General features: G+C 45.4%; 12 protein-coding genes. 4 read left to right on the top strand and 8 right to left on the bottom strand.

The window, feature by feature from the left end:
- The first annotated feature begins 194 nt into the window (after positions 1-194).
- Positions 195-626 (top strand): hypothetical protein, encoded by a 432-nt coding sequence (locus ACE1CM_RS47265; RefSeq protein ID WP_374886568.1) that lies wholly within the window; start codon positions 195-197, stop codon positions 624-626.
- Between the two features lie 573 nt (positions 627-1,199).
- On the opposite strand, the gene leuS is transcribed toward ACE1CM_RS47265, so the two are convergent.
- From leuS to ACE1CM_RS47245, 4 genes are all read right to left on the bottom strand, one after another.
- A complete protein-coding gene (leuS, locus tag ACE1CM_RS47260) occupies positions 1,200-3,776 on the bottom strand; it encodes a leucine--tRNA ligase (RefSeq protein ID WP_374886609.1) in 2,577 nt (858 codons plus the stop codon).
- Between the two features lie 291 nt (positions 3,777-4,067).
- Complete coding sequence (locus tag ACE1CM_RS47255; RefSeq protein ID WP_374886567.1) at positions 4,068-4,226, bottom strand: hypothetical protein; 159 nt, start codon at positions 4,224-4,226, stop codon at positions 4,068-4,070.
- Positions 4,223-4,597, bottom strand: coding sequence for a hypothetical protein (locus tag ACE1CM_RS47250; RefSeq protein WP_374886566.1), 375 nt, complete (start codon positions 4,595-4,597; stop codon positions 4,223-4,225). Before ACE1CM_RS47250 ends, ACE1CM_RS47255 begins: the two co-directional genes overlap by 4 nt.
- Position 4,598: 1 nt before the next feature.
- Positions 4,599-5,096 carry a hypothetical protein gene (locus tag ACE1CM_RS47245; RefSeq protein ID WP_374886565.1) on the bottom strand — a complete coding sequence of 166 codons (498 nt, stop codon included), beginning with the start codon at positions 5,094-5,096 and terminating at the stop codon, positions 4,599-4,601.
- A gap of 866 nt (positions 5,097-5,962) precedes the next feature.
- Between ACE1CM_RS47245 and ACE1CM_RS47240 the strand changes: the two genes are divergently transcribed.
- Positions 5,963-6,370 carry a gamma-glutamylcyclotransferase gene (locus tag ACE1CM_RS47240; protein WP_374886564.1) on the top strand — a complete coding sequence of 136 codons (408 nt, stop codon included), beginning with the start codon at positions 5,963-5,965 and terminating at the stop codon, positions 6,368-6,370.
- On the opposite strand, the gene ACE1CM_RS47235 is transcribed toward ACE1CM_RS47240, so the two are convergent.
- Positions 6,367-6,942: an anti-sigma factor family protein gene (locus ACE1CM_RS47235; protein ID WP_374886563.1), complete on the bottom strand. Its 576-nt coding sequence runs from the start codon at positions 6,940-6,942 to the stop codon at positions 6,367-6,369. The genes ACE1CM_RS47240 and ACE1CM_RS47235 overlap by 4 nt on opposite strands.
- A gap of 168 nt (positions 6,943-7,110) precedes the next feature.
- The gene (locus ACE1CM_RS47230; RefSeq protein ID WP_374886562.1) at positions 7,111-7,773 is read right to left on the bottom strand and encodes a sigma-70 family RNA polymerase sigma factor; all 663 of its coding nucleotides are present in this window, start codon (positions 7,771-7,773) and stop codon (positions 7,111-7,113) included.
- Between the two features lie 236 nt (positions 7,774-8,009).
- On the opposite strand from ACE1CM_RS47230, the gene ACE1CM_RS47225 reads away from it, so the two are divergent.
- Positions 8,010-8,564, top strand: a complete 555-nt coding sequence (locus ACE1CM_RS47225; RefSeq protein ID WP_374886561.1) for a L,D-transpeptidase — start codon at positions 8,010-8,012, stop codon at positions 8,562-8,564.
- Here ACE1CM_RS47225 and ACE1CM_RS47220 read toward each other — a convergent pair.
- Complete coding sequence (locus tag ACE1CM_RS47220) at positions 8,561-11,878, bottom strand: SpoIIE family protein phosphatase (protein WP_374886560.1); 3,318 nt, start codon at positions 11,876-11,878, stop codon at positions 8,561-8,563. The two genes, ACE1CM_RS47225 and ACE1CM_RS47220, sit on opposite strands and share 4 nt — an antisense overlap.
- A 619-nt stretch (positions 11,879-12,497) precedes the next feature.
- A complete protein-coding gene (locus ACE1CM_RS47215) occupies positions 12,498-13,061 on the bottom strand; it encodes a late competence development ComFB family protein (RefSeq protein ID WP_374886559.1) in 564 nt (187 codons plus the stop codon).
- Positions 13,062-13,458: 397 nt separating this feature from the next.
- Between ACE1CM_RS47215 and ACE1CM_RS47210 the strand changes: the two genes are divergently transcribed.
- A partial coding sequence (locus tag ACE1CM_RS47210) for an RNA-guided endonuclease InsQ/TnpB family protein (protein ID WP_374886558.1) occupies positions 13,459-13,949 on the top strand: 491 nt, incomplete at its 3' end.

Here is a 13,949-nt window from a genome sequence, read left to right as displayed (position 1 = left end):
TTTAAGCAAACTTATCCCGCGTCCTCCCTCAAGTTTTTATTGGCTGAAATACTGATGGTTAATTGCTTGACAATAAATTATTAAGTTCGTTCTTAAGTTACTAAACTTCGGTGGTTTAGACCAAGGGTGAAGAGACAAACTATAAGACATGTGCAGCAAGCACATTAACAAACCTTAGATTTGGAGAAAAGACAATGACTATTACTACCTACAAAGAAGACATTCTTCCCGAAATCAAGTACGAGGTTGAATTAGCGCAATTAGCGCAATTGGGGCAATCGCCGATGGAAATGGCGATGGACATGGAGGTTCATGAAGCCGAAGCAGCCGCTGCTGTAGATGTGGCTGGATGTCTTTCATTAATTGGTCCTATTCAGCTGTGCTATGACGTCAATGTCAGCGTGCCAAAAGCTTTCGTCGCTCTCAAGGTTTTTGGCGCTACAGTCTTATCAGGTGAGATCAGCCCAGCGAAACCATGTATTTCATTCAAAGGAAGCGCCGGTGTTGCCAAGTTTGATTTAGCTGTATGTTTGAAGCTGGCTCAGAAGAAAATTACGTTGTCAGGCAAAGCTTGCGTAGTCTTTGGCGGCTGCAAGAGCTTTAATATCACGATCTTCTCCTGGTAATAACTCAAGTTGCTAGTTATCTCTCTGGGAGCGGCTAATGTCAGTAAAAATCCTATATTAGCAATTAGCAATTAGCAATTAGCAACGCCCTTGTTTATAACTAGCAACTTGCGTTAATAGCACGCTGCAGGCTTTGCACTGGTGAGTGTAAAACCGGATGAGTCAAGAGCGCGATCGCCACCATTAGCTACTCGGTTTTGGGATTGGCTCAAGAGCGCTCTCTGTGCGTAGCAGGTACCGCGATCGCTTGTCTGAACTCAAATTCTCTTGCAGAGTGCGAGAGCTTCGCTAAGGGTGTGCATATCGCTCCCCTCCCCTCTTCCTTCGCGCCCTACTCTTCGAGAAGACGCGCTGCGCGAATCGCTTCGCTAACGGTGAGAAACCGGGTTTCTTTAAGAAACCCGGTTTCTCATGTCATTTTCAACTATCTGAATATATTCTTCCCAATTTGCTTTTACCCAGCTATCTGTAGGAATTTTACTTTGTAAGTTAATCATTGTTCTTCACCTCTATTTAATAAAAAATGGCTAATAGCCTTTCTAAAATTAGCTATTAGCCATTAGCAATTAGCAATTAGCCAACAACAAAATTCACCAATTTCCCCGGTACAACAATCGCTTTTTTAACTGTTTTACCCTCAAGATTGCGTTGCGCGGGTTCAGATTCGCGGGCGTATTTTTCCAACCCATCTTTATCCAAACTTGCTGGCGCTTGAATCGTACCGCGAGTTTTGCCGTTAATTTGAATCACCAACGTAATTTCATCCACAACTAAAGCAGATTCATCACATTGAGGCCAAGGTTGTTTGTGAACCGATTCGCTATTCCCAATCCTTTGCCACAATTCCTCGGCAATATGAGGCGCAAAAGGCGACAACATAATAACCAAAGTGTTGATTCCTTCTACATAAACTGGCGAATATTTACAAGTTGCATCGGTGATAGCGTTGCTCAATTTCATCAATTCCGATACAGCAGTATTGAATTGATATTCGCCTTCCAAATCTTCTGTCACCGCTTTAATGGCGCTATGAATTGCCCGCCGCAAGTCTTTTTCATCTTTGGTCAATTGTGCTTGACTGCTGACGACTGAAGACTCGCGAGAAGCGAACTCTGTCACCAAACGCCAGACGCGATTTAAGAAGCGGAATTGCCCTTCAACATCCGCATCATCCCATTCCAAATCTTTTTCCGGGGGTGCTTTAAAGAGGATGAACATCCGCGCCGTATCAGCACCATATTTCCCAATCACATCTCCCGGTGCAACCCCGTTATATTTGGATTTGGACATCTTTTCGTACACCACTTCCAAAGTATCTCCAGTTTCCGGATCTACGGGGTTAGCTGGATCTGCAACTTGCGTGGGAATGACGTATTTCCCGGTGCGACGGTTTTTGTATGTTTTCCCCTGTACCATCCCTTGAGTTAAGAGACGGGAGAAAGGTTCATCGAAGTCGATCAGATTTCTGTCGCGCAATACTTTGGTAAAGAATCGAGAATAAAGCAAGTGCAAAATTGCATGTTCGATTCCACCTACATATTGATCCACAGGCATCCAATCATTTGTTTTAGCAGAATCGAACACCTGTTGCTCGTTCTTCGCATCCGGATAGCGCAAGAAATACCACGATGAATCGATAAACGTATCCATCGTATCGGTTTCTCGTTTCCCAGGCGTGCCGCAAGTTGGACAAGGCACATTTATCCAATCTTCCAACTTAGCCAACGGCGATGCACCGCGACCGCTAAATTCGACATTTTCCGGCAATACAACTGGCAAATCTGCTTCCGGTACTGGCACTATGCCGCAATTAGGACAGTGAATAACTGGAATAGGCGCACCCCAATAACGCTGACGAGAAATCAACCAATCTCGCAGGCGATATTGGATGCGCGCTTTGCCATATCCTTGCTTTTCGGCATATTCAATAATCGCCTGTTTTCCTTCAGTCGAATTCATGCCATCAAAGCTACCGGAATTAATCATAATTCCCGGTTCTGTATACGCCTCTTTCAACTCTTGTTCTTGTGGTGTAGGCGTCCCGCCTGCAACTGGGGGATAAATTACCACTTGAATTGGCAATTGCTTTTCCTTGGCAAATTTGAAATCTCGCGCGTCGTGTGCAGGGACACCCATTACCGCACCCGTACCATATTCGTACAAGACATAATCGGCAATCCAAATCGGCACTTCTTCCCCAGTAAACGGATTAATTGCCTTTCCGCCTGTGGGGATACCGCGTTTGGGTTTATCTTCCGCCGTCCGTTCTAATTCGCTTTGGTTGGATACTTCTTTAATGAAACTTTCAACCGCTGCTTTTTGTTCCGATGCGGTAACGTTTGGCGTCAAAGGATGTTCTGGCGCGAGTACCACATAGGTAACGCCATAAACCGTATCGGGACGGGTGGTAAATACGGCAATTTTTTCATCCATCCCGACGATGGGAAATTCCAAATATGCGCCGACAGATTTTCCGATCCAGTTAGCCTGCATTAACTTTACTCGTTCGGGCCAACCTGTCAACTTATCCAAATCGTTGAGCAATTCTTCGGCATATTCGGTAATTTTGAAGAACCATTGTTTGAGCAATTTACGCTCAACTATTGCCCCGGATCGCCAAGAACGACCTTCGCTATCGACTTGTTCGTTTGCTAATACGGTTTGGTCGATGGGGTCCCAATTAACCGCAGCTTCTTTTTGATAAGCTAATCCTGCTTGGAGGAATTGCAAAAATATCCACTGCGTCCATTTGTAATAATCTGGCGAACAGGTAGCAACTTCCTTGTTCCAATCGTAGGAAAGACCCAATTGTTGCAATTGCGATCGCATCTGGTCGATATTGCTATATGTCCACTTCGCCGGGTGTATTCCCCTCTCAATCGCGGCGTTTTCGGCGGGAAGTCCAAACGCATCCCATCCCATCGGGTGAAGTACCCGATATCCCTGCATCCGCTTGACTCTAGCGATTACATCCGTAATCGTATAGTTGCGGACATGTCCCATGTGCAGGTTTCCCGATGGATAGGGGAACATCGACAGCGCGTAGAATTTGGGCTTGTCGCTCTCTGTAGGGGTCTGATCTATACTTTGTTTGGCCCAAGTTTTTTGCCAATGCGCCTCTATCTCGGCGGGGTTGTAACGGGACTCCACGGCTATACTCATATTGGTTTCGGTATCGGATCGCGTCTGTTTGTGTATTTTGACATATCCGGTGGGCTTGGGATGTTGGGCGGATCGTTGGCGTATGTGCGATCGCCTCTATACTACTTATTGTATTATGATGAGATGCGAGCGCCACCGATAGCAAAGGTTAAACTTTTTTCCCAACGAACAGATCGACTCGTTTTTTCCCGACTGTAGCTTACTTGGTTTCTTTTTTAATCTTTTAAAAAAATCAATATATATTTAAAATTTTATCAAAATTTCACCGAAGAATCATCGTTAAATCGTTAAAAAGACTGCTTTTATTAAGTTGAGAGTGCTGATATATACGACCGCCTTTGCCAGAACAACCTCGACGTTGTGCGATTGCGCCAGAAAATAAAGAGCCTGCTTTCCATCAGGTTTTTCAGCTACTTTGCCCTCTGGATCGCCTTTCAAGGTGTAGGGGCGGGTTTTGCATGTTCTCCTGCATAGTAGACAACTACTTTGAACTGCTCCTCGTGAGGAACGTAAAATACCCTGTCTCCTTTTGTTACTTCATATTCCCATGCCCCTTTGTAAACTTTTCCCCTTAAAGGGAAAACACGACCTGGCTGTCTGGTTGTAGGGGCGGTAGATAAATCTTCGTAGCAACGACGACAGTTTTCAGGACAGCGCAACACCAGAGCTTCCCAATCACGGTTGACCCTACGATTTTTGGCTACTACTAGCCAGGTGGTTGTGATATCAGATACGCATGGAGCCGTCAGTTTTACTTCTGGCGGCTCCACATATCCTGCGATTGAGTCGTTTGGGCAATTCTCTGACATATCAAGGCTCAGCAGCACTTACAGCATCTGGTTGAGTCAATGGTACTTCATCAAACCGATCGCTAAAGGCTGCTGCAATTTCAGAGCTAACGAGCGCTATAGCACTCTCATGCCACTCATGGATGATATCGTCGAGTTGATCCCATATAAGATTAGAGGAATCAGCCAAGCGATAAGCCTCGCTAACCTCTGCGATCAAGTCTTGAAGCTCATCAGAGTCAAATACTCTAAGCCATCCATAAGGATGCTCAGAGCCGATCTTCTGCCCAAGTAACAAACGAAAAGCGACGTTTAATACCTCAAAAACAGTTCTACTCTGTCTTGCTGCCTTAACGAGAAAAGTCACTTCCTCACGGCGCAGCAAAGCGAACGATTGATCGTTGCGAGTAATTGTGACTGGATGCTCTAAAGCTTTGTCTAGAACTCGTCCAGGCTGCCGATTCAACTCAGTAGCTGTAATTAGCTCATCTGAGTAGGCATTATTCCAAGTGGCATACATAGGTTCTGCGTTTCTTGGAAACGCCAAATCAATAATATGAATAATGTAACTACGTACTATTATACGTAATTTATTTGAGATGTCAATAGGACAGGACTTACGCGCATATTCCCGGTTTCTAGGAAAAATCATTGGTTTTGCAACCAGAGATCGAGGTCGAAACCGGGTTTCTGTGAATCTTCGACTTGCAGCTAGAGATCGCAGCTTGAAACCCGGTGTCTAGGTCTTCGTTAAGGCTGAGTCTGGTAACGAGGAATGCTCACCCGATAACTATGCTGGCTGACTGCTGCGATCGCTCAGTCATAATTCATCGGACTTACGCAACAACACTAAATATGGTGTAATGGTGCGTTAGCGATCGGGTAACGCACCCTACATATAGAAAATTTGCGTAAGCCCTAATTCATCCAAGACTTTACACACCTTTCCAATTTACTTTCTAGTTTTAGTCCCCTTACGGGTAATTCTGAATAGAAATCTTCGAGGACTGCCATTTCCTCTAGGTCATCTTTATAAGTTTCCATCCCCGTGAGGGGAAGATTTAGAAGCAGATTCGGATATTGGAAATATCTGAAACGGTCACTTTTTTTGTTAATAAGTTTCCATCCCCTTACGGGGAATAAGCAATTATAAGTCTGCTTTTTTAACACCGTTCGCAGCCGGATTCAGAGGGAAATATCTGAAACGGTCGCTTTTTTTGTTAATAAAGTCAGAGTTAATTTCTGAACTCTATTAATTTCAAACGCTTACGTTGTAAGCTGTCTGAGGTGGTTAGCAAATTTGTGCAATTTGCCAGATTATAGCAACCGCTTCAGATATATTAATTAAAATTGTACTGGAGATGGCTGAAATCGTCTAGCTAACAAATGTTCAAAGTTTTTGTTTACGGCACTCTCAAACCTGGGGAAATAAATTATCAACGGTTTTGTGCGGGTAAAGTCGTGGAGGAGAAAAGAGCGATCGCCCAAGGTCATCTATTTGCTTTACCATTCGGCTACCCGGCGATGACCCCAGGCGATGGACGAGTTCAAGGATATGTGCTGACTTTTGCTGACCCAGAAGTTCTAGACGCCCTCGATCGGTTAGAAGATTACCATCGGGAGCGTCCCCCGGAACAGAATGAGTATAATCGGCAACTTATAGAAACATTTAACTTATCTGACGAACCCTTAGAAACCGCTTGGGTTTACTTAATGAGTCCCCATCTGGTTCGCAGCTATGGAGGTATATTTTTACCCTCTGGATGGTGGAGTAATTGCGGAGATTCTGCTTAGTGTAGCTCCTGATTGTGGCTGGGATGGGTGCTGGTATGAGGCAAAGACTTGACGGGGGAGGCAACCGCAGCTTTGGGAATATAGACCAGCGGTTCGTTCAAAGCGACCATCAGGGGTTCGGAAGTTGGGGTGGGAGATTGGGCTAGCTGGGGCGAGAATGAATTGCGACCGGGTAAAACAGTTGCCAAAGCGCCGACGAACAGGGCAGCGATCGCGACTCCACCCCATCGCAACGCGCGGGTTGGACGGCGGCGGTCAAGTTTAGCAAACACTGCATCTACCGTTTGTTGGACAGGCACTGCTGACGGCGCTGACATTGTGGTTAGCCCTTGGCGCAATTTCAGCAGCCGATTATACAGGTGCTGTACTTGCGGGTCGGTATCGAGCCATTCCTGGACTTGGCGGCGTTCTGCGGCTGTTACCTCGCCATCCAGGTAGGCACTGAGTAACTCAAAGCGATCGCGTTTTTGCATATCCAGGGTTCCTAAAGGGGAATTTTCCACCTTTGGAGATGGTAAATCTTCAAAAGAATGGGATGACAGATTTTGGTGGTAGTCAAACTCAGGGGTCATTTTAAATCACTTCCAAGTCAGACAAATAAAACACAGCGGTTGCCTGCGCTCTAGTCTACTACGGATCTTAAAATTCTACTACCGATCTTAGGTAACAAGAAAGTCCTTTGCTTCTAGCAGTTGACAGATTTCCATCAGGCAGTTGCCAAAATGGATGTCAAGAGAATTTTAACGATCGTCCAGATATTTTTGCAACTGGGACTGGAGTCTAGACCTTGCTCTAGCGATTCTAGATTTAACCGTTCCCAAGGAAACGCCGGTAATTTCGGCAATTTCCTCGTAGGCCATGCCTTCGATTTCCCTTAATACAATTGTAGTGCGAAACGCTTCGGGCAACTCGGCGATCGCTTGGTGCAATTGCTCGTAGAACTCGCGGGTGGTCAGGTCATCAAAGGGTCCGGGATCGTCCGTAGCAATTTCCCAGTCCATATCGCCATCCTCTAGGGTTCTGCGGGCATCTAACGACAGGGGTGGAGACACGCGCTTGCGCTTGCGTAACTCATCGTAGAACAAATTCGTCGCGATGCGGCCCAGCCAACCCCGGAACTTGACCGGCTCTTGCAAGCGTTTGATATTGCGATACACTCGAATCCACACTTCTTGGGCTAGATCGGCGCGGTCTTGCCAATCGGGGGCCAAGTGATACAATAGGCGGTCAACGTGGGACCCATAGCGACGCATCAGTTCGGCAAAAGCCATGCGATCGGGACGCAGTCCAGATTGACAGCGTAAAACTAAATCGTGGTTGGGGAGGTTTTCAGGTGTGGGCACTTGCCTGTTATGAACCCTTACCTCAACGGTAGAGCAGGATATAGGAATTGACTGAGTCATGGGCAACTATTGGCTCTACAAGTTTCATTGCCAATGACGCTGCCCCATTTTGAGAAGTTCCCCTAATTTGTCTTACGAGTCAAGCCTCGTAGGGTAGGGAACCCGCTGGTTACTACAGGAGCGAGGGGACATTTCCGGAAACAGCGACCAAAAATCCGCCAAAATTCGGAATAATTGCTCAATCTTGTGGTTTTACAATCCCTAACACACCCAAAAAAATATCGCAGGTAACGGCTATGTTAAAAAATGACTTTCTCCGCCGCAGCTTGGTGCTGTTCTGTGCTGGTGCTGGTATTCTCTTAATTTTGGCGCAGTGGCGGACGGTTGCTTCCACGACTGCAACTGCTGTTGATTCATTGTTAGCGCCGTCACTTGCGCCTGTTCCCCCGCCTGCTAGAGTGAATGGGTTGCATTTGAGGGTGGATTTAAGCTTACGGCGCGTCTCTCTATATCGAAGCGATCGCAAGTTAGCCAGCTACCCCATAGCAGTTGGTCAGCGGGGATGGGAAACGCCTCTCGGTGCTTACCAAGTGATTGAAATGCAAAGATACCCGGTTTGGCGTCATCCCCTTACCAACGAGATCGTACCCCAAGGACGAGATAATCCTTTAGGCAGTCGCTGGATCGGTTTTTGGGATGACGGACGCCATCACATCGGGTTTCACGGTACTCCTGAAGCTAATTTAGTCGGGCAACCTGTTTCCCACGGTTGTTTGAGAATGCGAAATTCAGATATCCAAGCGTTATACGAGCAAGTTTCTCCTGGTACGCCAGTCATTGTCGAGGACTAGGCTACCGTTGAGCCAATCCGCTTCAGTATCACCAAAGTTATATCATCAAACACCTTTTGTTCTCCAATAAATTGCCGCAAGTCAGAGATCGCTGCTTGCTTGATTTCTTCAGCCGATAAATGCCAATTCATAGAAACCACATCAGTGAGTCTTTCCAACCCATAGAATTTTTTATTGATGTCTTCGGCTTCAGGTATGCCATCGGTGTAAAGCACGACCCCATCCCCCGGTGCTAACTCGACTATTTTATGGCTAATAAAATCATAAATTTCTGACTCCAACCCGATGGGAAACCCTAAATCCATCGTTTCAATCCGCTCTATTTTACCACCAGATCTGACTACAATAATTTCTTCGTGCTGACCGCTGATGCTTATTTTACCATCGGCATAATTGAGGATAGCCAGGGTTAAGTTTTTACCCGAATTCATCCGCTGGATATTTTTGTAAATGGTGCGGTTAAGGGTATCTAAAAATAGCACCGGGTCGGATTCTCGAATTTCTTTGAGAGTGCGGACGGCGGTTTGAGTCATCACCATCAAAATGCCGCTTTCGAGTCCGTGTCCGGTGACATCGCCAATGCCGATAGTCACAACTCCATCGGTGTTAAGGACATCATAATAATCACCGCCGACTTCATCGGCAGGTTCCATAAATCCGGCAATTTCTAACCCAACAATTGCGGCTAATTCCTCTGGTTTAGGCAGCACCATTTGTTGTAGTCGCTTGGCGACATCTAGTTCCGCAGAAAGGCGGATATTTTCCGAGCGAAGTTGGCGCAGATTGAGGTGGGTTCTGATGCGCGCGAGGAGTTCATCTTTAGCTATCGGTTTGGTGAGATAATCATTAGCACCAACATTTAATCCTTCCACGAGATCGCTGACTTGTGTTTTAGCCGTTAACAGCAGGATGGGCAGATCCGTGGCAGGGAAGCGATCGCGCAATTTTTGCGTCACTTCATACCCACTCATTCTTGGCATCATTACGTCAAGTACGATTATATCTGGTTGGAAACCATTTTCAATTATTTCCAAAGCTTCTTCCCCATTTGTCGCTTGGGTAATCGCATAATTTTGCAAGTATAAATGGTTGGCAAGCACTTGAAGATTAACGGGTTCATCATCAACAATCATAATTTTAAATTCACCCGGAATTGGGTTGAGATTTTTCTTCCTAGCTTTAAAATTATTTGGCTGCGTTACAGTCCCAAAAATAACTGGTTGAATTCGGCTTTTTACTTCGGCTTTAATAATCGGAATTGATGACGATATTTCAACATTGCTTTGCCAGACTGGCAAGGTAAAAGTAAACTGGGAACCGACACCAACAGTGGAAGCAACTGTTATCTCTCCACCGTGCAATTCGACTAGCTTTTTAGTAACTGCTAAACCTAAACCAGAACCCCCATATTCCCGACCTGTGGAACCATCAGCTTGTTCAAAGGATTCAAATATTCTGTCGAATTTATCGGCAGGGATACCAATTCCTGTATCGGAAATGGTGATGGCTAATTGGGAATTGGGAATTGGTAATTGTTGGTTTCCCATTACCAATTCTGCCGAGACTTCTATTGTGCCGATCTTGGTAAATTTAATCGCATTGCCAACTAAGTTGTACATAATTTGTTGCACGCGATTTTCATCGGCGTTAGCTGGGGGCAGTACTGGGATGGTGTTAATTAGCTGCAAATTTTTGTGACCAATCAAAGGGCGACTGAGGGTAAGGACTATCTCGGCGATTTCTCGCATTCCTACTGGTTTCAGTTGCAGTTCAATATTGGTGTGTCTGAGTTTGGAGAAGTCGAGAATATCGTTAACCAGGTTGGACAACCTTCTCCCACTGGAAACAATCATTGATAAATTAGAAATTGTTGCTGGGGGAAGTTGTCCGGTAACGCCGTCGATCAAAGATTCAGCAATGCCAATGATGCCATTAAGAGGTGTGCGGAGTTCGTGGGAAGTATTGGCTAAAAATTCATCTTTGAGTTGGTCTAGGTGTTTGAGGTCTTCGTTTTGCTTCTCCAATGTGGCAAAGGATTCTTGGAGTTGCCTTGCCATGCTATTGAAAGAATTTGCTAGCTTGTCGATTTCGATGATGTTGCTTTCTGCAACGCGCCGGTCTAACGATCCTACTGCAATTTCTTCAGAAGCTTGAGAAATCTTCAGGATGGGGCGGGTAATTCGACCAGAGGTGAAAATTCCAATTGCTGTTGCCGCAATAAATGCGATCGCGCACAACAAAATTGTAGTCTGATTATTCCGATTGATTTGAGCCATGAAGTCAGATTCTGGCACAACAACTACCACTAACCAATCCAAACCAAATTCGTCGCGCCAAGGTTCTGCATACACAAGCTGGCGTCCGCCTTCCAGCTGAAAGTCAAATTTTTGAGTGTTTTTAATTTGCTTAAAGTTGCCAAAATTTTTCTGCAAATGCTGAGCTGTAGCTTTAATTAAGGGGTCGCGACTATTGACAACATTGAGTCTTTGTGCTACACCTTTCGCTAGGGTGAAGGGTGTTTCGCTGCTGGAATTAGCTACTAGCAATCCATCGCGCTCTATAATAAAAATTCTGCCTGAGGGGCTAACTTTTAAGTTGTGCAGAAAATCACTGATCTGCGATAGGGTCAAATCGATACCTAAAACTCCTACAAGCTTCTTGTTATCATCGTAAACTGGATAGCTAGAAGAGATAGATAAAATCTCTTGATTGTCTCCTCCCCCTGTCCAGCGATAAATTTTACTCCACAGGGGTTTACCTGCTTTAACTGCATCTGCATACCAGGGTTCTAGGGTAAAATCATATTCCCCAGTAAAAAGCAAGTTCGTGCGGTTTCCCTTATCGTCAGTAGCATACCTGGAAAGCTTGTTACTCTGAGAGCGGTTAAAAACCTCAACTACTACCTGATTCCGGTTTTTAGAGTCAAAGGTGACTCCAATAAATTCACCTTTCTGATTTGCATAGTTAATATAGCCTACCTGAAAAACCTGGAGTTGTTTTCTGAAAACCCGCTCCATAGTGCGAAAGTCTTCTAGTTTAATTAAACCTGAATTAAGCGCATCCAAATTGATTTGATTGATCTGATGCGGAGTTTTGAGGTAATTGTTAAGGTACTGGTGAACGCGGGTTGAAGCTTCAGATTGAAGTTGGTTAACTAGCTGCTGAATTCCTCGCTGTCCGTTGCGAAAGGAAAACCAGCCCACCAGTCCGGTCGAAGCCACAATCGGAATAATGAAAGTAATAACCAAGACACTACTCAGGCGAAATTTTTCCCTAAACTTGCCTTTATTCTGGCTCGCTACTTCTTCAGACATTGTGTTTTGACTATTACTTTAGTTCATAGCCTAACACTTAGATCCGGTAATTGGTGGCTTTAGCGGAATTGAAATATTACTAATGTTTAAGGTTGTCACTGCCTTTTCCATATCAAGCAATAGTTTATTTAATGCAAGTTGCTAGTTATAAAATTGGGCGTTGCTAATGGCTAATTGCCAGCTGGCTAATTGCTAAGGGAGCATTTTTCCCGAGGGAGCCATTAGCCATTAGCCATTAGCCGCTCCCAGAGAGATAACTAGCAACTTGGGTTATTTAGTTTGTCATTATAAACCACCTGTTGCACAACAATGAGAAGAACCTGAGTGCCATTTTGAGGTAAATTTAGAATATATAGCCATTTTAAGTCGCATCAACAGGGGGTAGGGACAAGGCAGGAGAAAAACTTTGAGTTAACGACAAAATTTACTGATGCCGTGTCCCTACAATGTTATGCTGCACCCAATTGAAAACCGCTGTATATCCTTTTTGGATGTATTGCGATCGCGCGGCTCAAGTTTATCTGCAACGCTGCCAACAGACAAAAAAAATAAGTTATTAGTTATTAGTTGATCGCGAAAACTAATAACTAATAACTAACAACCGATAGCTAATAGGGAATCAGAGATCGCTGGAAGAACTCACATCGGGTTTAGCTTCAAAATTAGGGGCGTAAGCTTGAAGCAGCGAACTCACCTGTTGGATCATATCCCTTGGCATACTCTTACCAATCGGTTGACGTTCTGGGAAAATATCGGGGCGATCGAGATTGCGAGCCAGCGCCTCGCTGACTTGGTGAGCTATTAAATCAAGTAGCTCTTCTTTGGCTCGCTTGCGCTGGTAAGCTGCGCCTTCTTCCGTCGTAGCATAGAGCGGGGGAAGCCGATTGAGGGCATAAGCCGCGATGTCGCCCACATCGAGAACGTGTTCGGTGGTGGCTTCAATTTCCGCTACCCTTGCGATCGCCTCTGTCAACACCAATTCTTCCATCACGTTGATAAACTGCTTGCGCGGAACTGCGACCACTTCCCCAGTTAACAAAGCACCCATCAGCCGATCCAGAGCCATATACTCTTCAATCGAAAGCTCGCTCGCCGTGTCGCAGATCCGCGCCACCTCGGCTTCCATCGCTGGGGTGAGATAACCATCTTGCAACGCCTGTTCCACAATGTTTTCAATACTCATAATGCCTCAACCACTTCCAGACTTTGTTGCGCGAGCAACATCGCTCTGATTTTTGCTTACTTTTTGACATTCCCCGCTCTCAAGATACGGGGATTCTTAGAGAGCAGACTCACCTAAGAGCAGCAGGGTAGTCCCAAGTGCCCAAGAGGGTAAGTCTCGAAGGCAGTCGCCCATGGGGGAGACCCCCTCTGGCGGCGCTGCTTCCCAAGTTTAGGGTCCCGTGTGCCCCACGGTACGCAGTCCTAATCTAAGGATATTGACACTGGCGTTTACCTGGATAAAGACGGGAGCATGAAAGCCACCGTCTTTTAAGCGGTGGATGAAATGCGACTTTTGCAGTTTTAACTGCCGTTAGTTTTATGCTAGAATAGTTTACTTCAAGTGTAACGACGTAACGATGTTGGTATTTGAGGCAAAACTTGAGGGATTTAAAGAGCAGTATGAAAAGCTTGATGAGGCGATTCGTACTGCTCGTTTCGTTCGTAATTCTTGCCTGAGATACTGGATGGAGAACCGCGACATCGGACGTTATGAGTTGAGTGCATATTGTGCTGTCTTGGGGAAAGAATTTGCCTGGGCAGGGAAACTTAACTCTATGGCTCGTCAAGCGTCTGCTGAGAGAGCTTGGTCTGCTATTGCTCGTTTCTTTGATAACTGCAAGAAAAATAAGCCTGGGAAGAAAGGATATCCACGCTTTAAGAAAGAGCAAACACATGGTTCTGTCGAGTACAAAACCAGTGGGTGGAAGCTTTCTTCTTGTCGTAGATACATCACTTTCAGCGATGGGTTTGATGCGGGAACCTTTAAAATGTGGGTCACCCGCGACTTGCATTTCTATCAATTGAAGCAATACAAACGAGTGCGAGTAGTACGGAGATCCGATGGCTA

The organism is Microseira sp. BLCC-F43, from assembly GCF_041929235.1.
In the GTDB taxonomy this organism is placed as follows: Bacteria; Cyanobacteriota; Cyanobacteriia; order Cyanobacteriales; family Aerosakkonemataceae; genus Microseira.
This window is presented reverse-complemented; position numbering and strand designations above follow the sequence as displayed.